Raw genomic sequence first — 20,394 nt, 5'->3', positions numbered from 1 at the left:
AACTTTTTTGAACCGTTTCCGTACCGTGTCCGTATCCCCTACCGAAGACCCCCGACAACGCGTTGTCCCCCGCAACGCTCCGCATCCACCCCGGACCAAATGTCCACTGTGGATCCTTCGCGCGCTTTTCCGTTGCACCTCACGGTACAGCGCGTAGTCATGCCCTCCGGAGGAGCAGTGATCCGCATTCCCCGAACGGCGGTCCCCGCCGCCGTGTGCCTCACCGCACTCGCCCTGCTCACCGCCTGTACCGCCGGCGCCGCCACCACCTCGGCCGGCGGGTACGCCGGCGGCGGCGCCGGGATGCAGATGCCCGGTATGCAGCAGGCCCCGATGACCATCGCGATGCCGCAGCCCATCACCGCCACGCCGAACGACCCGGCGAAGAGCCAGCTCAGGGCCGCGAAGACGTTCGACCTCGGTCCCATGCTCGTCGACGGGACCGGGTTCGCCATCTACCGCTACGACAAGGACACGACCGACCCTTCGCGCTCGAACTGCACCGGTGCGTGCGCGGCCAAGTGGATCCCGGTCAAGGCCGGCGGCACCCTGCCCCCGATCGACGTCGACCAGGCGCTGATCGGCCAGATCACCCGCGACGACGGCACCCAGCAGCTCACCCTGGCCGGCTGGCCGCTGTACCACTTCGCCGGCGACAGCGAACCGGCCGACACGTCCGGCCAGGGCGCGGACCAGGCCTGGTGGCCGATGGCCCCGGACGGCTCCAAGATCACGCTGACCCAGGACCAGTGGAGGCAAAATGCTTTCGGCGTCTGAGTTCGCCGGGCCGGACTTCGCGCTCCGGCCCGACGGCGACCGCTCCCGGCCCCTGGTCCGGGTCATGTTCGTGCTGGTCGCGGTGCTGACCCTGCTCGCGTCGGTGGCCGTGACCTCGACCGCCCAGACCGGCACGGTGTCCGACACCGACGCGGTGCTGCTGACCAAGGTCCGCCAGGCCGGTCTCTGGGAGATGCCCTCGGGCATGATGGCGATGGAGAAGGGCAGCCCGCTCGTCCAGTCCGTCGGCTTCGCGATCATGATGGACCACGGCCGCCTCGACGTGGCCACGCGCGCGCTGTCGGCGAAGCTGAACTCGCCGGTCCCCGACCAGCCCTCCGCCGAACAGCTCGGCTGGCTCGCCGAAGAGATGAACGCGTCGCCGGGGCCGGAGTTCGACCGCATCTTCGCCAACCGGCTGCGTGCGGCGCACGGCCAGGTGTTCGCGGTCCTCGCGCAGCTGCGCGCCGGCACCCGCAACGACGACGTCCGGGCGTTCGCGACCGTCGGCAACCAGGCCGTCATGCGGCACATGACGATGCTCGAAAGCACCGGGATGGTCGACTACACGGCGCTGCCCACGCCGGCCGTTTCCACCACCGCGGCGCCGGTCGGGCAGCCGCTCGGCCTCGACACGTCCCAGATCGCCGTGGTGGGAGCGCTGTTCCTGCTCGTCGGCGGCGGCCTGTTCTACGTGCTGCGCCAGATCAAGGGCAACCGCGGCCGGGCCCGGGCGTCGCGCCGGCCGGCCGCCGTGAGAACCGGGGGCAGCCATGGTTGAGACCTGGCACGAAGCGACGATCTTCGTCACGCAGCAGTTCCAGCCGAAGACGGACCCGGCAGCCCGCGGGCTCGCCGCGTTCGCCGCCCGTGCGTCCTACGCCGCCATGATGCTGACCCTCACCTGGGGGGTGCTCACCGCCACCGGCTGGGTGCGCACGGTCACCGGCCGCAAGGCGCTGCGCAGCTCGCACATGGTCCTGGCGACCGGGACGCTGATCTTCGGCGGCATCCACGCGCTCGGCTTCTTCTACCTGACCATCCAGCCCTACAGCCTGCAGTACCTCTTCCTCCCGTTCCTCGGCGGCCAGGAAGGCAGGCACATCGCCGGCATCGTCGGCTTCGAGGTCATGCTCGCCATCGCGCTCACCGCGGGCCTGCAGCGGTTCACCTCCTACCGCCGCTGGCTGTGGCTGCACCGCTGCGCGTACCCGGCGGTGGCGCTGACCGCGCTGCACGCCTGGTTCGGCTCGATCGCCAACGGCCACCTCGCCGTCGTCTGGCTGGGCGGCATCACGCTGCTCGTCCCGGCGGTCACGGTGTCGCTGCTGCGGTTCATGCCCGCGCGCACCCTCGAACGCATCGGACTAGTGGAAGAGCAGGTGGCGTGATGCCCTTCCGTCTGCCCGGCAGCGGGCCCCGGATCAGCGTCGACAACGACCGGTGCGAGCTCTACGGCATCTGCGCCATGGAGGCACCGGACGTGTTCGACCTCGGCCAGGACGGCCGCCTGCGCTTCCACACGCGGCTGCTGGACGAAACCACCATGGAACAGGCGAAGATGGCCGCTCGCTGCTGCCCGATGCAGGCGGTCGTGATGAGAGGGGACCTCGATGGCTGACGGCGACCGGATCGTCATCGTCGGCGCGGGCGTCGCCGGGCTGCGTGCCGCGGAACGCCTGCGGGAACAGAACTTCGACGGCGAGATCGTGCTCATCGGCGACGAAGCGCGCCGCCCGTACCACCGGCCGATGGTGTCGAAGGCGCTGGTGATGGGGACCGAACGGCCCAGCGACGTGGGCCTTTCGCACTACCTGCCCGACCTCGACGTGCACTGGCGCCTCGGCGCGCGCGTGACGCACCTGGACACCACCGAGCGGGTCGTGCACCTGCCCGGCGGCGAATCCCTCTGGTACGACGGCCTGATCGCCGCCACCGGCGTCTACCCGCGGCACCTGCCCGGGTCACCGCGGCACGACCCGCGCGTGCGGATCCTGCGCACGGTCGAGGACTCGATGGCCGTGCGGCGCTGCCTCAACGCCAGCAAGAAGCCGGCCGTCGTGATCGGCGCCGGCCTGATCGGCAACGAGTTCGCCGCGAGCATGCGGCACATCGGCCGGGACGTCACCCTGGTCGGGCACGCGAAGGCGCCGCTGCACCGCTTCGGCGACCGCGTCTCCAGCGGCGTCGTCGAGGCGCACCACGAGCACCGCGCGAACCTGGCGATGAAGAGCGAAGTCCGGCACTGGATCAGCACGAAGGACACCGTCGGGCTGCACCTGACGAACAACCAGCTGCTGGTCGCCAGCGTCGTCGTGCTCGCCATCGGCAGCGTCCCGTCGGTCGACTGGATGCGCGGCTCCGGCCTCGACATCAGCGACGGCGTGCTCTGCGACTCGAAGCTGTTCGCCGAGGGGGCTTCCGACGTCGTCATCGCCGGCGACATCGCGCGCTGGCCGAACCTGCGCTTCGACGAGACCCCGCGGCGGGTCGAGCACTGGATCAACGCCGTCGAGTCGGCCCGGCACGCGGCGGACAACCTGCTGCTGGGCCAGTCGAGCGCGAAGCCGTTCACCCCGCTCCCCCGCGCCTGGTCGACGTTGTACGACACCCGGCTGCAGATGTGCGGGATGCCGTCGCTGGCCGAGGACACCGTGACGCTCGCGGACGGCATCACCGGCTTCATCCGCGACGGCAGGCTCGTCGGCATCTCCGCGTGGGACAAGCCGAGGGCGATGCTCGACTGGATGGCCGAGCTCGACCGCCGGCTGCCCGCACCCGACTACGTGCCCGAGCCGGAACCCGCGCCCGTCGCGGAGGTCCCGGTCGTCGAGCCGTCGGTCGCCGCGCTGGCGGCCGAGGTGCCGCCGGAGTTCGACAGCGGCTTCGACCACCAGGCCTTCGAGCGCGAGTTCGAAAGCGAGTTCGCCAACGACATCCCCACGACGGCGTTCCCCGCGCAGGCCCTGCCGACCCCGCCGACCACGGCGTTCGCCGCGCAGCCCGGAGCGGCGCTGCCGACGATGGCCATCCCGATGGGGAGGTAGTGAGAGCCGGGGCGGGGCTGCGCGCGGCGGCCCTGTCCCTTGCCGGTCACCACGCCCCCTCCGCGGCTGGGCGGTGTGGTGACCGGCCCCAACGTCCCCCTGCCCGCCTCGCGTCGACAGAACCGCGAACGTCCGGCGGGCCGGAGAGGACCATCCCGAGGGAACCCGACGCCCCCGGGGTGGTCTTCTTCCGGCGCACCGGGCGGGGGCCCGGGGTCGATCGCCGTGACGGGGTTTCCCGGCGCGGCAACGGAACCGTGGGGGTCTTCGCGGTGGAAGGGTATGCCGCCGCGAAGGCCGTCACGGCTCCGGTCGGGGTTGCACCGGTGCACGGCCGTCCCGGGGGAACGGGAACCCCCGGGACGGTCTCCGCCACCAGGCTCCCCCGGCGACCAGCGCGCCGAGGACCAGCACGGCGACCCCGGCCACGCGCAGCCCGGCGTCCGTGCCGGCGACGAACGCCGTGACGACGTCCTGGGCGTGCCCGGTCCTGGCCAGCGCTTCGGCCACGGTGTGGGAACCGCGGGCGTCCGGCGGAAGTGCGGCGGCGAACCGGGCGGTCATGACCGTGCCGATCACGGCGACGCCGAGCGCGCTGCCGAATTCGCGGGTGGTGGCCTGCAGCCCGGTGCCGACGCCGGCCTGGGCGGGCGGCAGCGAGCCGGCGATCACGCCGGACAGCGTCGGCAGCGCCAGCGTCACGCCGATCCCGGTCAGCACCAGCCAAGCCGCGTACTCCGCGTACGGCGTCCGCGCGTCGCTCGTGGACAGCCCGAGCAGACCGCCGCCGACGAACGCGAAGGCGAGCGCCACCGTGGCGTCGAGGCCGGCGCGCCGGGCCAGGCGCCCCACGTGCCGGCCGCCGAGGATGATCGGGATCGTCAGCGGGACGATCCCCAGCCCGGTCCCCAGCACGCCGAACCCCTTGGCGTACTGGAGGAACGACGCGTTGACGTAGAACAACGCGAACATGCCGAAGAAGACCGTGGTCATGCCGAGGCAGGCGCTGCGCAGGCCCGCGATCCGGAACAGCCGGGGGTCCAGCAGTGGGTGCCCGGCCCTGAGCTCCCGCAGCGTCCAAGCGGTGAACAGCACCGCGGCACCGGCGAAGCCGAACACGACGACCGGGCTTCCCCACCCCGCTTCCGGGCCTTGGACGATCCCGACGAGCAGCGCGACCGACGCGCCGACGAGCAGCAGCGCGGCCAGCGGGTCGAGCGGGCGGTCGTGGCGCGAGGACACCGGCGCGCTCCGGGCCACCAGCGCGGCCGCGGTGAGGGCGACCGGGACAGCGGCGGCGAACAGCCACCGCCACGAACCGGCGGTCAGCACCAGCCCGCCGCCGACGTTGCCGGCGACGCCGCCGATGCCGGTCATCGACGCCCAGGTGGCGATGGTGGCGGCCCGCCGCTCCGCGGGCACGGCGTGCAGCAGGACGGCGAGCGAGTTGGGCAGCACCGCCGCCGCGCCGACGCCGGTGAGCGCCCGGCCGGCGAGCAGCACCACGACGTCCGGGGCGAGCGCCGACACCAGCGCGCCCGCCGCGAAGAGGACGAGGCCGGCCAGCAGGACGCCCTTGCGGCCGAACCGGTCACCCGCGGCGCCGCCGGGGATGACCAGGCAGGCGAACACGACGACGTAGGTGTCGACGATCCAGACGAGCGCCGACGCGGACGGGTGCAGCGCGCTCGCGGCGAGCATCGGGACGGCGAGGTTGACGGCCGCGACCATCCCGACGACGAGCACGACGCACGCGCACATCAGGGTGACCAGGTGCTTGAACTCCATGGGCCCGACGCTAAGGACGTCGTGGGGTGTCGTGCCACGCAACTTCGTCAAGGCAGGTTTGCGTACAGTGCAACCGTGGACCTGAACCTCCTGCGCGTGTTCGACGCGCTGCTGCGGGACGGGAGCGTCACGGCGGCGGCCGAGCGCCTGAACCTGTCGATCCCGGCGACGAGCCGCGCGCTGGGCCGCCTGCGGCGGGCGATGAACGACCCGATCCTGGTGCGCGCCGGTCGCGGGATGGCCCCGACGCCGTTCGCGCTGCGCACCGCCCCGCGCGTGCGCTCGCTGCTGGAGGAGGCATCGGCGCTGATCAGCACCGAGGTGGCGATCGCCGACCTCGAGCGCACGTTCACGATCCGCATCAACGACGGCGTGGCGGCCACCCTGGCCACCGCGGCGGCCGAAGCGACGGCGGCGGCCGCGCCGGGGGTCACGCTGCGGTTCGTGGCGGAGGGGACGGAAAGCGCGGAGGCGCTGCGCGACGGCTCGATCGACCTGGACATCGGCGTGGGCGAGCACGCGGCCCCGGACATCCACAGCACGGTGCTCTACCGCGAACGCCTGGTCGCGGCGGTGCGCGCGGACAGCCCGCTGGGCAGGCACCGCCGCCCGACGCTGGCGCAGCTGTGCCGCTACCCGCACGTGTCGGCGTCCCGGCGGGGACGGGCGCGCGGCCCGTTGGACGAGGTCCTGGCGGCGGCGGGGTTGCAGCGCCGGGTGGCGGCGGTGGTGCCGACGTCGGCGGTGGCGGCGCTGGTGGTGTCGTCGAGCGAGTACGTGGGGCTGCTGCCGCAGCGGCTGGCCGAGCAGCACGGCCCGGCGCTGGGCCTGCGGTGGTTCCCGGTGCCGGCGGAGCTGCCGGAGGTGGAGGTGCGGCTGTCGTGGCACGCACGGCTGGACGCGGACCCGCCGCAACGCTGGCTGCGGGAGACGATCGCCGAAGCACTCCGCTGACCCGGGCGCGTGTGGCCGTGGTCCGGATGGCATGAACGACCCTTTCACGACGTCCGGCGCCGTGAAAGGGTCGTTCATGGCATCCCGGACCGGCACGGACGGGGCGGGCTCGGGCCGACGCGGGCGGGCTCCGACGTCAGGGGCCCCGGCAAAGTCGGATCGGAGCGGTCGGCCCGGCGGCCCGTACCGTCATGAACGAGTCGTTCATGTCATCCGGCGCCGTGAAAGGGTCGTTCATGGCGTCGCGACCGGGCCGCGCCGGGGTCCGATCCGCTCCGCTCGCGCCGTCCGGTGTGGCACGATTCCCTCGTGACCAGCACCGCCGCCTCGGCGCAGTACCTGCGCGACCTCGCGCTGCTTCGCCGTGTCCGGGACCGGATCGATCGCGAGTACGCGCAGCCGCTCGACGTCGAAGCGCTCGCGAGCGGGGTGAACATGTCGGCCGGGCACCTCAGCCGGCAGTTCCGGAAAGCCTACGGAGAGTCACCGTACTCGTACCTCATGACGCGGCGGATCGAACGGGCGATGGCGTTGCTGCGGACCGGGGAGCTGAGCGTCACCGAGGTCTGCTTCACCGTCGGCTTCTCCTCGCTCGGCACCTTCAGCACCCGGTTCGCCGAGCTGGTGGGCGTGCCGCCGAGCGTCTACCGCGAGCAGCAGGCCGAGGCGACCGTCGGGATGCCGCCGTGCGTGGCCAAACAGGTCACCAGACCGATCAGGAATCGAGAAGCGCGACCGCAGGCGCACACATAGTGTGACGGCCATGGACGTCACCATTCACGCGAGCTTCCTGCCGCACACCGACCCGGAAGCGTCGCTCGCCTTCTACCGCGACCTGCTCGGCTTCGAGGTCCGCCAGAACGTCAAGTACGGCGCCATGCAGTGGATCACCGTCGGCCCGCCGAACCAGCCGGACACCGCGATCGTGCTGTCGCCGGTGTCCGCGACGCCGGGGCTGACCGACGACGAACGCCGCATGATCGCCGAGATGATGGCCAAGGGCACCTACGCCTCGGTCAACCTGGCCACCAAGGACCTCGACGCCCTCTTCGCGAAGCTCGAGGCGGGCAACGCCGAGGTCGTCCAGGAGCCGGTCGAGCAGCCCTACGGCATCCGTGACTGCTCCTTCCGCGACCCCGCCGGCAACCTGCTGCGCATCCAGGAGCTGCGCTGACCACGGCCGCGGCGCCGCCCGGCTACCGCGAAGTGCCGGGCGACCGGCGGGTCGCCGGCCTGCTCCTGGGGGACGCGCCGGCCGGCGTCGGCACAGGCATGCCGCTGGTCGCCCCGCTGAGTCCTCGGCCGCACACCGGAAAGGAACCGACATGTGCCTGAGCCTCGCCGTCGCCGCGCGGAAGCACCTGGCCGAATTGACGCTGCTGCGCCGCGTCCGCGACCGCATCGACCGCGAATGCGATCGGCCGCTCGACGTCGAAACGCTGGCGCTCGGCGTCGGCCTGCCGGTCACGCAATTCGTGCACCGGTTCCAGGAGGCTTTCGGCCTTTCCCCGCACGATTACCGGCGAGCCGCCGAAACCGTCAGGAATCGAGAAGCACGGGCCGCGCGGGCGAAAGCAGCGTGACCTCCGTGAACCCACCGAACGCTGGAGAACCCCGATGACCAAGCCCACGCGGAAGAGCGCGTCGCACACCGCCGACAGCCACGACCTGATCCGCGTCCACGGCGCTCGCGTGAACAACCTCAAGGACGTCAGCGTCGAACTGCCGAAGCGGCGCCTGACGGTGTTCACCGGGGTCTCCGGCTCCGGCAAGAGCTCCCTGGTGTTCAGCACGATCGCGGCCGAGTCGCAGCGGCTGATCAACGAGACCTACAGCACCTTCGTGCAGGGGTTCATGCCGACGCTCGCGCGGCCCGACGTCGACGTGCTCGACGGGATCACCACCGCGATCATCGTCGACCAGGAGCGGATGGGCGCGAACTCGCACTCCACCGTCGGCACCGCGACCGACGCGAACGCGATGCTGCGCATCCTGTTCAGCCGGCTGGGCACGCCGCACATCGGTTCGCCGCAAGCGTTTTCGTTCAACGTCGCCTCGATCAGCGGTGCCGGCGCGGTGACCATCGAGAAGGCCGGGCGGCAGATCAAGGAGCGCCGCAGCTTCAGCATCACCGGCGGCATGTGCCCGCGCTGCGAGGGCCGCGGCAAGGTCAACGACATCGACCTCACCGCGCTCTTCGACGAGACCAAGTCGCTCAACGAAGGCGCGATCACGATCCCGGGCTACAGCATGGAAGGCTGGTACGGCCGCATCTTCCGCGGCTCCGGCTTCTTCGACCCGGACAAGCCGATCAAGAAGTTCACCAAGAAGCAGTTCGACGACCTGGTGTACAAGGAACCGACCAAGATCAAGGTCGAGGGCATCAACCTCACCTACTCGGGACTGGTGCCGGCGATCCAGAAGTCCATGCTGTCCAAGGACGTCGACTCGATGCAGCCGCACATCCGTGCGTTCGTCGAGCGGGCGGTGACGTTCCAGACCTGCCCGGAGTGCGACGGCACGCGGCTTTCGGCGGAGGCCCGGTCGTCGAAGATCGACGGGATCAGCATCGCCGACGCGTGCGCGATGCAGATCAGCGACCTCGCCGGCTGGGTCGGGAAGCTCGCCGAGCCGTCGGTCGCGCCGCTGCTGGACGCGCTGAAGCACACGCTGGACTCGTTCGTCGAGATCGGCCTCGGCTACCTCTCGCTCGACCGTCCATCCGGGACGCTGTCCGGCGGGGAAGCCCAGCGCACCAAGATGATCCGCCACCTCGGGTCGTCGCTGACCGACGTGACGTACGTCTTCGACGAGCCGACGATCGGGCTGCACCCGCACGACATCCAGCGGATGAACGAACTGCTGCTGCAGTTGCGGGACAAGGGGAACACGGTGCTCGTCGTCGAGCACAAGCCGGAGGCGATCGCGATCGCCGACCACGTCGTCGACCTCGGGCCGCACGCCGGTTCCGCGGGCGGCGAGGTTGTCTTCGAGGGCACTGTGGACGGTCTGCGCAAGAGCAAGACCCTGACCGGGCGCCACCTGGACGACCGCGCGTCGCTGAAGTCCTCGGTGCGCTCGCCGTCGGGGTTCCTGGAGGTGCGCGGCGCTTCGACGCACAACCTGCAGGACGTCGACGTCGACATCCCGCTCGGCGTGCTGGTGGTCGTGACCGGGGTGGCGGGTTCGGGCAAGAGCTCCCTGATCCACGGCTCGGTGTCCGGCGGCGAGGGCGTGGTGACGGTGGACCAGACCGGCATCCGCGGTTCCCGCCGCAGCAACCCGGCGACCTACACCGGCCTGCTGGAGCCGATCCGCAAGGCGTTCGCCAAGGCCAACGGCGTCAAGCCGGCGCTGTTCAGCGCCAACTCCGAGGGCGCCTGCCCCAACTGCAACGGCGCCGGCGTCGTCTACACCGACCTCGGCATCATGGCGGGCACGTCGACCCCGTGCGAAGTGTGCGAGGGCAAGCGCTTCTCGGCGGAGGTGCTGGAATACACCTTCGGCGGCCGCGACATCAGCGAGGTCCTCGGCATGTCGGTCGCCGAGGCCCAGGAGTTCTTCGCCGACGGCGACGCGAAGACCCCGGCGGCGCACAAGATCCTGACGCACCTGTCCGACGTCGGCCTCGGCTACCTCACACTCGGCCAGCCCCTGACCACCCTGTCCGGCGGCGAGCGCCAGCGCATCAAGCTGGCGACGCACATGGCGGAACAGGGCGGGGTGTACGTCCTGGACGAGCCGACGGCGGGCCTGCACCTGGCCGACGTCGAGCAGCTGCTCGGCCTGCTCGACCGCCTGGTGGACTCCGGCAAGTCGGTGATCGTGATCGAGCACCACCAGGCGGTGATGGCCCACGCGGACTGGATCGTCGACCTCGGCCCCGGCGCGGGCCACGACGGCGGGAAGATCGTGTTCGAGGGCACGCCGGCGCAGCTGGTGAAGGCGCGGAAGAAGACCCTGACGGGCCGTCACCTGGCCGAGTACGTGGGCTGACCGAAGCACTCCGATGTGGCGTTCGGTGCGTCGGACGCAACCAACGCCACTCGGGGCGCTCGCATACCAGCGCGGCCGGTAGGGCTGGCCCCCCGAAGGTGCCGGGAGCCCACCGCATTCCGCTGGAGCCCGCCGTCGTGAAGACTCGGGTGGGTGACCGCAGACAACCTCGTGCGCACCGGGAGCGACTTCGCCCGGCTGAGCCACCGCATCTCCGCCGCCGGCCTGATGGCGCGCCGTCCCGGCTACTACGCCCTCCGGATCTCCGTCGTCGCCGGGCTCTTCGCCGGCGGGTGGGTGGCGTTCGCCTTCCTCGGGAACTCGTGGTGGCAGCTCGCCGTCGCGGCGTTCACGGCCGTCATGTTCGGGCAGATCGCGCTGCTCTCCCACGATCTCGCGCACAAGCAGGTGTTCCGGCGCCGCCGGCCGACCGAGGTCGCCGGGATGGTGGCGGGCAATCTCGGGGTCGGGATGAGCTACGGCTGGTGGATGGACAAGCACACCCGCCACCACGCCAACCCGAACCACGAGGAGCTCGACCCCGACGTCGACCCGGACATCCTGGTGTGGTCGAAGGACCAGGCGCGCGCCAGCCGCGGGGTGGCCCGGTTCATCGGGCGCTACCAGGCGTTCCTGTTCTTCCCGCTGCTCACCCTCGAAGGGCTGAACCTGCACTGGTCGGGGATCCGCGCGGTGCGCAAGCCGGGGCTGCGCCACCGCAAGACCGAGGCCGCGCTGCTCGTCGCGCACCACGTCCTGTACTTCGGCGCGCTGTTCACCGTCCTGTCCCCCGGCATGGCATTGCTGTTCTTCGCCGTCCACCAAGGACTGTGGGGTGTCTACATGGGGTCGATCTTCGCGCCGAACCACAAGGGCATGCCGACGCTGACCGGGCCCGCCGAGCTGGACTTCCTGCGCAAGCAGGTGCTGACGTCCCGCAACGTCCGCGGCGGCCTCGTCACCGACGTCGCGCTCGGCGGCCTCAACTACCAGATCGAGCACCACCTGTTCCCCAGCATGCCGTCGCCGCACCTGCGGCGGGCGCAGCCGATCGTCCAGGCCTACTGCGCCGAGCTCGGTGTCCCCTACCTGCAGACGAGCCTGGTCGAGTCCTACCGGCAGGCCCTCACCCACCTGCATGAAGCTGGGGCCCCTCTCAGGAACCGTTCGTAGACTCGGGTCATGAGGAAGACGATCGCGGCCCTGCGTGACCTGCCGGCGGCGTTCGGCGCGAAGGCGTCCGGGGCGCGAGCCGAGCGGATGCGTTCTTCGCCGCAGTTCGACGGCAAGGTGTTCCGCAACGTCGCCCCGCGCCACCCGATGACGGCGGCGTCGATGCGGACCATCTTCCGCGAGATGTTCTTCGGCGAGCACCGCGAACTGCGCAAACCGGGCGGCGCGGTCCCGCTGGTCGCGGCGGCCCCGGTCGATTCGGCCGAGGGCGTGCACCTGACCTGGTACGGCCACGCGTCCACGCTGGTCGAGCTCGACGGCGCCCGCGTGCTGCTGGACCCGGTGTGGAGCGAGCGCGTGTCCCCCGCGGCGTTCGCCGGCCCGCGCCGGCTGCACGAACCGCCGGTGCCGCTGTCGGGCGTCGGCCGGGTCGACGCGGTCGTGATCTCCCACGACCACTACGACCACCTGGACCTGGCCACCATCCGCGAGCTGGTGACGTCGACGACGGCGCCGTTCCTGGTCCCGCTCGGGGTCGGCGCGCACCTGGAACGCTGGCGCGTGCCGGCCGCCCGGATCATCGAACTCGACTGGCACGAAGAGGCCGAGGTGGCGGGCGTCCGCTTCGTGGCGACGCCGGCCCAGCACTTCTCCGGCCGCGGCATCTCCAACGACGGCACGCTGTGGACGTCGTGGGCGCTGCTGGGCCCGTCCCACCGGGTGTTCTACAGCGGTGACACCGGCTACTTCGACGGCTTCGCGAAGACCGGCACCGAACTCGGCCCGTTCGACGCGGCGCTGATCCAGATCGGCGCGTACGCCCCGCTGTGGCCGGACATCCACATGACACCGGAGGAAGGCGTCGCGGCGGGCCTCGACGTCCGGGCGAAGCTGCTGGTCCCGGTGCACTGGGCGACGTTCCAGCTGGCGATGCACCCGTGGGGCGAGCCGGCGGACCGCGTGTGGCGCGAAGCGAAGGCGGCCGACCTGACCCTGGCGATCCCCCGCCCGGGCGAGCGCATCGACGTCACGGCACCCCCACCGGTGGACGGCTGGTGGCAGGCACTGTGACCGGCGGCCGCGCGGAGCTCACCGCCTCGACCGGGTGATGGCGAGGCCGCGCCCGGCCGGCCGCGTTCGTGCCGGACCGCCGCTTCTCCACGCGGCGGCCGCGCGAACGGGCGTTGCCGCGCGCGGGCACCACGGGTGAGGATGGGCGGGAGACCGACCTGACGAGCGCGCCCGAGGGGCCGCGGGCGTCGGCCGAGCACGGGAGCGCGTGTGAAGCTCAAGCTGGACCTGCACGACATCTACAACCGCGGCGGCGAGATCGACCGGGCCCTGCGCGCGGTCATCGACGAGGCCGTCGCCAAGAAGGCGCCGCTCGTCGAGATCATCCCCGGCAAGGGGTCGGGTCAGCTGAAGAAGCACGTGCTGCGGTTCCTCGAGCGCAAGGACGTCAAGGTGCTCTACCACCGGGTCGAGAAGGACAAGGACAACTTCGGCCGGGTGTTCGTGCACTTCCGCTGGAAGTGATCAGAACCGGGTGTCGTGCCGGGTTTCGGCCCACGCGCGATCCCACGCCGTCGAGTGGAGGCGGCCCAGGACGAACCGGCCGGCGCCGTACAAACCGGCCAGGGAGCCCGTGATCGCGACCCACAGCAGGATCGCCGCGAAGACGCCGTCGGCCGCCGACGTCGACGGGGACAGCGGCTCCGCAGTCAGTTCGCCGCGCTGGTCGAGCCAGACGGACACGCGGGTGCCGGCCGGGCTGCCCGCGTCGGCGAGGACGTCACCGGTGTGGCGGGCGCCGCGGGTGTCGAACCAGGCGGCCTGGACCGTCGTCTGGTCGGCCGGGGCGCCGGCGCCGTCGGTGCTGTAGGTCTGGCTGGGCGCCGCGGCTAGCGAGACCGCCGTCGCCGGGTGGCGGGTCGTGCGCTCCTGCTCGGCGCGGGTGGTCTGCGCGGCGTAGGTCTCGGAGCCGAACGCCGCCGCGAACGGCACGGCCAGCAGCGCGCCGGCGATCACCAGGAGGAGCAGGAGGGACTCGAGCCGGTCGCCCGTGCGCGCCAGCGGGTTGCGCCCGGGGTGCAACCGGCGCCGGAACCGGGCGATCCGTCCGCTGGGCCTGCGCATGCGCGACTCACTCCTCCCAGAAGACGTCATCTCGATAACAGTGTGCGCGCAGGGGCTCGACTTTTTCTCGCGAATGGGATGCGGCCCACCTGTGAACCGGTGCACAACCACCCGGTCGTGCTAACTCGCCGCGATCGCCGAGCACAGCGCGTGAGCGATTTCCCGTCCGGTGACGTCGGTGTGGCCCCGCACGAAGCGCTCCGCGCGGAGGTTGTGCGGCACGCCCGGCCGCCACCGGTAGGTCCCGGTCACCGGGACCAGCTCCGCGGCGACGGCTTCGGCGGTCCGCTGCGCGCCGTCGTGACCCATGGCGCCGTACGGCGCGTCCCCGATCCGGGCCGCGATCGCGTACGGGACGCCGACGACGAAATCGGCGGCGGAGTGCGTGACCAGGATCGGCCCGCGCACGACCCGCTCGTCCAGCACGCGGCGGAACACGCCCGCCCGGCCGCCGCCCCAGTCCGCGGCGAAGCCGAAGTGCGAGAACGCGGCCTGCAGCAGGGTGAGCGTCGCCAGTGAGCCGGCCGGGAGCGCGCCGGCGGCCGCCGTCACCAGCCGCGCGCCGAAGCTGTGGCCGACGAGGTGGATCTTCGGCCCGCCGGGCGACGTCGCCAGCAGCGGCGCGAGCCCGCGGACGCCCACCTCGTTCGCGCGGGCTTTGAGCTCGTAGCAGGCGAGGAAGTCGAGCAGGTGCGTCGCCGCGGCCTTCCCGAGCCGGTCCATGACGGTGCCGCCGGGGAGGGTGAACAGCTGCGTCGAGGCGTCTTCGTGGTCGTCCGCGCCCCGGGTGGCCACCGACAGCAGCGCCGCGGCGAACGCGGTGCGCGCGGTGGCGCGGACCGGCAGCGCCGGCACGAGGTCGGCCGCGGCGTCGATGGTGAGCCGCTGGCCGGGCACGAGGTCCCGCAGCAGGTCGAGCCGCTCCGGCAGCCCGGCGTCCGGCCCGGCGGTTTTCCGCGACGGCCAAAGCACGCAGACGAGGGCGATCCCCCGCCCGGCCCCGCCGACCGACCGCATCGACCCGGCGAGGGCCGAGCAGAGCAGGCGCGCGACCAGGTGCCCGTCGTTCCAGCCGTGGCAGAGGACGACGAGATCGGTGACGCCCGGGGCGCCGGCCAGCTCCCGAACGGCCGCACCCCGGTCCCCGACGAGCTCACCGGCCGGGCCGAATTCGACCTCGGCGGCCGGGAAACCGCACCACTGCACGGGCTCCTCCTCGGGCGACGACTCCGGGAAAGTCGCGCGCACCCCGGCGCCCGTTACGGGAAATGGGCCGCGGGGTGCACCCCGCTTCGAAACCGGAACGCCGGCCCGCGCACCCGAGCGCAGCGGGCGGCAACCGTGGCCGCCGGTCAGAGCCAGTCGTCCGGGCGGGGCCACGGCATCAGCGCCGCCAGTGCGTCCCGCGCCGGCTCGGTCACCGCGTAACGGCCCCGGTGGAACAGCAGCGGCCGCGCCTCCGAAGGCGCACCCAACGCCGTGACCCGGCCGATCACGACGTAGTGGTCCCCCGCCTCGTGCACCGCCTCGAGAGAACAGTCGATCCACGTCAGCGCGCCATCGAGCAGCGGCGCCCCGGACGGGGCCGGCGTCCAGGCGACCCGGGCGAACTTGTCCGCACCCCGGGCACCGAACACCGCGCTGATCTCCTGCTGGTCCTCCGCCAGCACGTTGACGGCGAACCGCCCCGCCGCGGCGAGAACCGGCCAGGTCCGCGAAGTCCGGGCCGGGCAGAACAGCACCAGCGGCGGATCCAGCGACAACGCGGCGAACGACTGGCAGGCGAACCCGGCGAGAGTGTCGCCGTCCCGGCCGGTGACCACCGTGACTCCCGTGCAGAAGTGCCCGAGCACGCTGCGGAAGCCGGCCTGGTCGACCGCCATCGCGGTCATGACCCGGGCGGCCGCGCACCGACCGAGAAGTCGTGTCCCCACAACGAAACCGCGGTGCTTTCGCGGGCGATCCAGTTGTCGTCGTCGACCTGGCGGCCCTCGCACCCGAACTCGACGTCGAAGCCACCCGGGGTCTTCATGTAGAACGAGAGCATCAGGTCGTTGACGTGCCGGCCGAGGGTGGCCGACATCGGGACCTTGCGGCGGATCGCGCGGTCGAGGCACAGGCCGACGTCGTCGGTGTTCTCCACCTCCACCATCAGGTGCACGATCCCGCTCGGTGTGGGCATCGGCAGGAACGCCAGGCTGTGGTGGCGCGGGTTGCACCCGAAGAAGCGCAGCCACGCGGGCGCGCCGTCGACGGGACGGCCGACCAGCTGCGGTGGCAGGCGCATCGAGTCGCGCAGCCGGAAGCCGAGGACGTCCCGGTAGAACCGCAGCGACGCCTCGTCGTCCTTTGTGGACAAAACGACGTGACCCAGCCCCTGCTCGCCGGTCACGAACTTGTGGCCGTACGGGCTCACCACGCGCCGGTGCTGCAGCGCGACGCCGTGGAACACCTCCTGGGTGTTGCCGGACGGGTCATCGAAGCTGATCAGCTCGTCGACGCGCCGGTCGGCGAGTTCGTCGGGCGTGCCTTCCTTGTACGGCACGGACGCACTGTCCAACCGGGACCGGATCTCGGCCAGTTCGGCGGCGTTCGCGGCTTCCCACCCGGTGACGGCCAACCGGTCGGCGGAGCCGGGTGAGACGACCAGCCGTGCCGGGAAGTCGTCCATGCGCAGGTAAAGCGCGTCCGGGTCGATGCCGCTGCCTTCGACCATGCCGAGCACCTTGAGCCCGTACTCGCGCCACGCGGCCATGTCGGTGGCTTCGACGCGCAGGTAGCCCAGTGACCGGATGCCCATCAGGAACTCCCGAGGAAGTCGAGGGCCAGCCGGTTGAACTCGTCGAACTTCTCCAGCTGGGCCCAATGCCCGCAGCCGCCGAACACGTGCAGCTGCGCGCGCGGAATCGTCTTGCACGCCACCAGCGCGCCGTCCAAGGGATTGACGCGGTCCTCGCGGCCCCAGATCAGCAGCACGCGCTGGCGCAGCCGGTGGGCTTCGCGCCAGAGCATGCCTTCTTCGTAGGTTCCGGGCTGGGCGAACGACATCCCCATCGCGCGCATCGCGGCCAGAGACTCCGGGGTGTTCGCCGCGGCGAAGCGGTCGTCGATCAGCTCGTCGGTGATCAGCTTCTGGTCGTGGACCATGATGCGCAGGAACGCTTCCATGCGCTCACGGCTGGGGTGGGCCGCGAAGCGGCCGAGGTTCTTGACGCCTTCGGTGGGGTCCGGCGCGAACAGGTTGACGCTCAGCCCGCCCGGCCCCATCAGCACCAGCCGACCGGCGCGCTCGCCGTGGTTCAGCGCCAGCCGGACCGCCGCGCCGCCACCGAGCGAATTGCCGACGAAGTGGGCGCGCTCGATCCCCAGGGCGTCCATCAGCCCGGCGACGGCGTCCGCGCTGTGCCGGAAGTACTGCGGGTGCTCGGTCGGTTTGTCGGAGCGGCCGAACCCGGGCTGGTCGACGGCGATCGTCCGGTAGTGCTTGGCGAACTCCGGCAGGTTGCGCCCGAAGTTGCTCCACGCCGAGGCGCCGGGCCCGCCGCCGTGCAGCAGGATGACCGTCTCGGCGTGCTCGGCGCCCGCTTCGTGGTAGTGCAGGTTCAGCGAACCCGCCCGGACGTACTTGCCTTCCGGAGCGGCCATCAGTACATCGCGTTCTCGACGGGGAGCCCGAAGGCTCCGGTGCCGAACATGACGTAGGCGCGCTCGGCGTCGTTCGCCGCGTGCACCCGGCCCGCGTGCGCGTCGCGCCAGAAGCGCTGGATCGGCGTGCCGCGCTGGATCGCGCGGCCGCCGGAGTTCTCGAAGAGCCGGTCGATCGCGGCGATCGCGCGTTCGGTGCCGCGCACCTGGTCGCGCCGGACGCGCAGCCGGAGATCGGTGGGCAGCCGCTCCTCGCGCTCGGCCAGTTCGTACAGCTCCTCGATGTTGCGGGTCAGCTGCAGCCACGCCGCGTCGATTTCGCTGGCCGCCTCGGCGATCCGCACCTTGGCGAACGGGTCCTCTTTGGACTGTTCACCGGCGTACGCGGCCCGCACGCGCTTGCGCTGGTGCTCGACGTGCGCGTCGTAGGCGCCTTGGGCCATGCCGATGATCGGCGCGGTGATCGTGGACGGGTGCACGGAACCGTACGGCAGCCGGTACAGCGGCCCGGGGTTGATCGCCTGGCCCGGCACCTTGCACTTCGACGTCGCGATGAAGCTGAGCGCCCGGTGCTGCGGGATGAAGACGTCTTCGACGACGATGTCGTTCGACCCGGTGCCGCGCAGGCCCACGGTGTCCCAGACGTCCACGATCGCGTAGTCCGCGATGGGCAGCAGGTAGGTGCAGAAGTCGACCGGCTTGCCGCCGGAGAACGCGGGTCCCCCGAGCAGCACCCACGTGCAGTGGCCGGAGCCGGAGGAGAAGCTCCAGCGGCCGGACAGCCGGTAGCCGCCTTCGACGACCTCGGCCTTGCCCATCGGCGCGTACGACGACGAGATCCGCACGTCCTGGTCCGCGCCCCAGACCTCTTGCTGGGCCTGCTGGTCGAACAGCGCCACGTGCCACGGGTGGACGCCGAGGATGGAGGCGACCCAGCCGGTGGACCCGCACGCGCTCGCGATCAGCTTGACCGCGGTGTAGAAGCTCACCGGGTCGGTTTCGAGGCCCCCGAAGGACTTCGGCTGCAGCATCTTGAAGAACCCGGTCTCCTGCAGGGCCTTCACGGACTCCTCGGGGACGTTCCGCGCGTCCTCGGTGTCCTGGGCCCGTTCCCGCAGGACCGGCAGGAGGTCCCGGACCCCGGCGATCACCTGCTCGTTCATGCGCAGTCCTCTCTCGCGTTCACTGCGCCAAGACTAGAACACGTTCTCGTTTTTGTCGAGAACACCCTGCGCCAGCGCGCTGTTGATCCCCGCCCTGCGGCCGGAAAACACGCAGTCGGCCAGGGACAGACCGCTCACGTAGGACCTGGAACAGATTCCCACGGCGGTGCGCCCGGCGGCGTAGAGGCCCGGGATCGGCGCCCCCGCCGCGTTCCGCACCGCGCCGGTGTCCTCGTCCACGACCAGGCCGCCGAGGGTCAGCATCGGCGTCGGGTAGCCGAGGTTCGGCCGCACCGAGATGTCGATGAGCGAGTACGGCGGGTGCGCCAGGCGCCGCGCGAACTCGGCGGGCTTGCCCACCGGATCGCGATCGCCGTGGTAAGCCTCGACGCTGGCGCGCAGCCCCTGCGGGTCGACGCCGGCCTTGCGCGCCACCTCTTCGACCGACGCGCCGGTCACGCGGCCGCGGCGCAGCAGGTACCGCAGCTGGAGGCCCTGGAACCACTGGCTTTGCGCCTTCGTGTCCCGGCGGGCGTCGGCCACGACCGGCGCGTCGACGAGCAGCCAGCCCCGGCCCCCGTGCTCCTCGATGAGCTTCTCCCCGACCGCGGCGCCGTACCGGGATTCGTCGATGACCCGGCGGCCCGCGGCGTCCACGATGATCCCGCCGAGGAACGCGCTGGGCGGGGTGATGAACCGCCACGCGGAGATCCGGCCGAGCTCGCCGGTCGCGCCGCCGGCCTCGACCCCGAGGCGGATGCCCGATCCGTCGTCCGCGGACGTGCCGAGCGGGAGGCCGCCGCGGTACGCCGGCGCGTGCTCGCGCACCAGCTCGCGGTTCGCGATGAACCCGCCCGCGGCGAGCACGACCCCGCGCCGGGCGGAAATCCGCAGCTCACGGCCGTGCTGCCGTTCGAGGCGCGCGACCCGCCGGTGCAGCGACCTGCGCAGCGACGGCACGTAGATCCCGGGCTTCGCGGCGTACTTCGCGAGCCGCCGGTGCCGGGCCCGCACCCCGGCGGGCGCATCGCGCAGCGTGTCGGCGACGACCCCGGTGACGCGACCGTCCTCCTGGGCCAGCGAGCGCACGCGCGTCTGCGGCAGGACCCGGATCCCGCGCTTCGCCACGGCTTCCTTGAGCCGGGTCATCAGCAGCTTTCCCGAGGTCCCGGACCCCTTGACGCGGTGACCGCGCGGGGCGGGCTTTGCCGCGTCGCGGAAGCCACCGGCGGCCTCGCTGCCGGAGTAGTACAGGTAGTGGGCATCGCTCGGGTACGACGTCTTGTACGGGCACAGGCTGCCTTCGAACGGCACGCCGTTGCCTTCCAGCCAGGTGATCATCTCGCGGCTGCCCTCGCAGAACCGCCGCAACGTCCCTTCGGCGACGACGTCGCCGGTCTCGAGCCGCAGGTAGGCGTACATGGCGTCGACCGAGTCGTCGACGCCGGCGTCGAGCTGCTGGGCGGTCCCGCCGCCCGCGTAGACCACGCCCCCGCTGACCGCACTGGCACCACCGCCGTCGAACCGCTCGACGATGACGACGTCGGCGCCCGAGTCGGCCGCTTCGAGGGCGGCGCAGGCGCCGGCCGCTCCGAACCCCACGATGACCACGTCCGCGACGAGTTCGTCCATGGTCGGTACCCTAGAACTGAAACACGTTCTCGTCTATGGTGACCGAAGCGGCTCCCAACTGGATACTCGTTTCGTGGAACACG

At 71.8% G+C, this 20,394-nt stretch carries 21 protein-coding genes; 13 read left to right on the top strand and 8 right to left on the bottom strand.

Annotation, left to right across the window (positions count from 1 at the left end):
• Window positions 1-177: 177 nt before the first annotated feature.
• From AB0B33_RS04960 to AB0B33_RS04940, 5 genes are read left to right on the top strand one after another with little or no spacing between them, the layout of a single operon-like run.
• Window positions 178-777 carry a hypothetical protein gene (locus tag AB0B33_RS04960; RefSeq protein WP_360766962.1) on the top strand — a complete coding sequence of 200 codons (600 nt, stop codon included), beginning with the start codon at window positions 178-180 and terminating at the stop codon, window positions 775-777.
• Complete coding sequence (locus AB0B33_RS04955) at window positions 761-1,558, top strand: DUF4142 domain-containing protein (protein ID WP_360766960.1); 798 nt, start codon at window positions 761-763, stop codon at window positions 1,556-1,558. Before AB0B33_RS04960 ends, AB0B33_RS04955 begins: the two co-directional genes overlap by 17 nt.
• On the top strand, window positions 1,551-2,168 hold the full coding sequence (locus AB0B33_RS04950) for a ferric reductase-like transmembrane domain-containing protein (protein WP_247011950.1): 618 nt from the start codon (window positions 1,551-1,553) through the stop codon (window positions 2,166-2,168). Before AB0B33_RS04955 ends, AB0B33_RS04950 begins: the two co-directional genes overlap by 8 nt.
• Window positions 2,168-2,398 carry a ferredoxin gene (locus AB0B33_RS04945; RefSeq protein WP_086865695.1) on the top strand — a complete coding sequence of 77 codons (231 nt, stop codon included), beginning with the start codon at window positions 2,168-2,170 and terminating at the stop codon, window positions 2,396-2,398. The genes AB0B33_RS04950 and AB0B33_RS04945 overlap by 1 nt, the downstream gene beginning before the upstream one ends.
• Window positions 2,391-3,824, top strand: coding sequence for an FAD/NAD(P)-binding oxidoreductase (locus AB0B33_RS04940; RefSeq protein ID WP_247011952.1), 1,434 nt, complete (start codon window positions 2,391-2,393; stop codon window positions 3,822-3,824). Before AB0B33_RS04945 ends, AB0B33_RS04940 begins: the two co-directional genes overlap by 8 nt.
• Window positions 3,825-4,124: 300 nt before the next feature.
• Here AB0B33_RS04940 and AB0B33_RS04935 read toward each other — a convergent pair whose 3' ends face one another.
• On the bottom strand, window positions 4,125-5,585 hold the full coding sequence (locus tag AB0B33_RS04935) for an MFS transporter (RefSeq protein WP_360767447.1): 1,461 nt from the start codon (window positions 5,583-5,585) through the stop codon (window positions 4,125-4,127).
• Window positions 5,586-5,687: 102 nt separating this feature from the next.
• Here AB0B33_RS04935 and AB0B33_RS04930 point away from each other — a divergent pair, with 102 nt between their 5' ends.
• The 8 genes from AB0B33_RS04930 (at window position 5,688) to AB0B33_RS04895 (ending at window position 13,271) form a co-directional block, all read left to right on the top strand.
• A complete protein-coding gene (locus AB0B33_RS04930; protein WP_360766955.1) occupies window positions 5,688-6,566 on the top strand; it encodes a LysR family transcriptional regulator in 879 nt (292 codons plus the stop codon).
• 309 nt (window positions 6,567-6,875) lie between these two features.
• A complete protein-coding gene (locus AB0B33_RS04925) occupies window positions 6,876-7,319 on the top strand; it encodes a helix-turn-helix transcriptional regulator (protein WP_247011959.1) in 444 nt (147 codons plus the stop codon).
• 10 nt (window positions 7,320-7,329) lie between these two features.
• Window positions 7,330-7,740, top strand: coding sequence for a VOC family protein (locus AB0B33_RS04920; protein ID WP_247011961.1), 411 nt, complete (start codon window positions 7,330-7,332; stop codon window positions 7,738-7,740).
• A 151-nt stretch (window positions 7,741-7,891) separates the two neighbouring features.
• Complete coding sequence (locus AB0B33_RS04915) at window positions 7,892-8,149, top strand: AraC family transcriptional regulator (protein WP_360766951.1); 258 nt, start codon at window positions 7,892-7,894, stop codon at window positions 8,147-8,149.
• Between the two features lie 34 nt (window positions 8,150-8,183).
• Window positions 8,184-10,562, top strand: coding sequence for an excinuclease ABC subunit UvrA (locus AB0B33_RS04910; protein WP_360766948.1), 2,379 nt, complete (start codon window positions 8,184-8,186; stop codon window positions 10,560-10,562).
• Between the two features lie 153 nt (window positions 10,563-10,715).
• Complete coding sequence (locus AB0B33_RS04905; RefSeq protein WP_360766945.1) at window positions 10,716-11,735, top strand: acyl-CoA desaturase; 1,020 nt, start codon at window positions 10,716-10,718, stop codon at window positions 11,733-11,735.
• A gap of 9 nt (window positions 11,736-11,744) precedes the next feature.
• The gene (locus AB0B33_RS04900) at window positions 11,745-12,806 is read left to right on the top strand and encodes an MBL fold metallo-hydrolase (protein WP_360766942.1); all 1,062 of its coding nucleotides are present in this window, start codon (window positions 11,745-11,747) and stop codon (window positions 12,804-12,806) included.
• 210 nt (window positions 12,807-13,016) lie between these two features.
• Window positions 13,017-13,271, top strand: a complete 255-nt coding sequence (locus AB0B33_RS04895) for a Smr/MutS family protein (protein WP_360766939.1) — start codon at window positions 13,017-13,019, stop codon at window positions 13,269-13,271.
• On the opposite strand, the gene AB0B33_RS04890 is transcribed toward AB0B33_RS04895, so the two are convergent.
• The 7 genes from AB0B33_RS04890 to AB0B33_RS04860 form a co-directional block, all read right to left on the bottom strand.
• On the bottom strand, window positions 13,272-13,871 hold the full coding sequence (locus AB0B33_RS04890) for a hypothetical protein (RefSeq protein ID WP_360766936.1): 600 nt from the start codon (window positions 13,869-13,871) through the stop codon (window positions 13,272-13,274).
• A 120-nt stretch (window positions 13,872-13,991) separates the two neighbouring features.
• Window positions 13,992-15,119, bottom strand: a complete 1,128-nt coding sequence (locus AB0B33_RS04885; protein WP_360766933.1) for a hypothetical protein — start codon at window positions 15,117-15,119, stop codon at window positions 13,992-13,994.
• A gap of 104 nt (window positions 15,120-15,223) precedes the next feature.
• Entirely contained in the window at window positions 15,224-15,763 is a 540-nt protein-coding gene (hsaB, locus tag AB0B33_RS04880; RefSeq protein WP_247011974.1) for a 3-hydroxy-9,10-secoandrosta-1,3,5(10)-triene-9,17-dione monooxygenase reductase subunit, read from the bottom strand.
• A complete protein-coding gene (hsaC, locus tag AB0B33_RS04875) occupies window positions 15,760-16,671 on the bottom strand; it encodes an iron-dependent extradiol dioxygenase HsaC (protein WP_360766930.1) in 912 nt (303 codons plus the stop codon). Before hsaC ends, hsaB begins: the two co-directional genes overlap by 4 nt.
• Window positions 16,671-17,516 (bottom strand): 4,5:9,10-diseco-3-hydroxy-5,9,17-trioxoandrosta-1(10),2-diene-4-oate hydrolase, encoded by an 846-nt coding sequence (gene hsaD / locus AB0B33_RS04870; RefSeq protein ID WP_360766927.1) that lies wholly within the window; start codon window positions 17,514-17,516, stop codon window positions 16,671-16,673. The genes hsaC and hsaD overlap by 1 nt, the downstream gene beginning before the upstream one ends.
• Window positions 17,516-18,679, bottom strand: a complete 1,164-nt coding sequence (gene hsaA, locus AB0B33_RS04865) for a 3-hydroxy-9,10-secoandrosta-1,3,5(10)-triene-9,17-dione monooxygenase oxygenase subunit (RefSeq protein WP_360766923.1) — start codon at window positions 18,677-18,679, stop codon at window positions 17,516-17,518. Before hsaA ends, hsaD begins: the two co-directional genes overlap by 1 nt.
• Before the next feature lie 33 nt (window positions 18,680-18,712).
• A complete protein-coding gene (locus AB0B33_RS04860; protein WP_360766920.1) occupies window positions 18,713-20,311 on the bottom strand; it encodes an FAD-binding protein in 1,599 nt (532 codons plus the stop codon).
• Between the last annotated feature and the right edge of the window lie 83 nt (window positions 20,312-20,394).

It is taken from the genome of Amycolatopsis sp. NPDC049159, from assembly GCF_040648295.1.
GTDB classification, from domain to species: domain Bacteria; phylum Actinomycetota; class Actinomycetes; order Mycobacteriales; family Pseudonocardiaceae; genus Amycolatopsis; species Amycolatopsis pretoriensis_A.
This window is presented reverse-complemented; position numbering and strand designations above follow the sequence as displayed.

Coding starts and splice junctions, on each gene's coding strand:
- AB0B33_RS04955 (WP_360766960.1), top strand. CDS start 761: ATGCTTTCGGCGTCTGAGTTCGCCGGGCCGGACTTCGCGCTCCGGCCC.
- AB0B33_RS04950 (WP_247011950.1), top strand. CDS start 1,551: ATGGTTGAGACCTGGCACGAAGCGACGATCTTCGTCACGCAGCAGTTC.
- AB0B33_RS04945 (WP_086865695.1), top strand. CDS start 2,168: ATGCCCTTCCGTCTGCCCGGCAGCGGGCCCCGGATCAGCGTCGACAAC.
- AB0B33_RS04940 (WP_247011952.1), top strand. CDS start 2,391: ATGGCTGACGGCGACCGGATCGTCATCGTCGGCGCGGGCGTCGCCGGG.
- AB0B33_RS04935 (WP_360767447.1), bottom strand. CDS start 5,585: ATGTGCGCGTGCGTCGTGCTCGTCGTCGGGATGGTCGCGGCCGTCAAC.
- AB0B33_RS04920 (WP_247011961.1), top strand. CDS start 7,330: ATGGACGTCACCATTCACGCGAGCTTCCTGCCGCACACCGACCCGGAA.
- AB0B33_RS04915 (WP_360766951.1), top strand. CDS start 7,892: ATGTGCCTGAGCCTCGCCGTCGCCGCGCGGAAGCACCTGGCCGAATTG.
- AB0B33_RS04910 (WP_360766948.1), top strand. CDS start 8,184: ATGACCAAGCCCACGCGGAAGAGCGCGTCGCACACCGCCGACAGCCAC.
- AB0B33_RS04900 (WP_360766942.1), top strand. CDS start 11,745: ATGAGGAAGACGATCGCGGCCCTGCGTGACCTGCCGGCGGCGTTCGGC.
- AB0B33_RS04890 (WP_360766936.1), bottom strand. CDS start 13,871: ATGCGCAGGCCCAGCGGACGGATCGCCCGGTTCCGGCGCCGGTTGCAC.
- hsaB (WP_247011974.1), bottom strand. CDS start 15,763: ATGACCGCGATGGCGGTCGACCAGGCCGGCTTCCGCAGCGTGCTCGGG.
- hsaC (WP_360766930.1), bottom strand. CDS start 16,671: ATGGGCATCCGGTCACTGGGCTACCTGCGCGTCGAAGCCACCGACATG.
- hsaD (WP_360766927.1), bottom strand. CDS start 17,516: ATGGCCGCTCCGGAAGGCAAGTACGTCCGGGCGGGTTCGCTGAACCTG.
- hsaA (WP_360766923.1), bottom strand. CDS start 18,679: ATGAACGAGCAGGTGATCGCCGGGGTCCGGGACCTCCTGCCGGTCCTG.
- AB0B33_RS04860 (WP_360766920.1), bottom strand. CDS start 20,311: ATGGACGAACTCGTCGCGGACGTGGTCATCGTGGGGTTCGGAGCGGCC.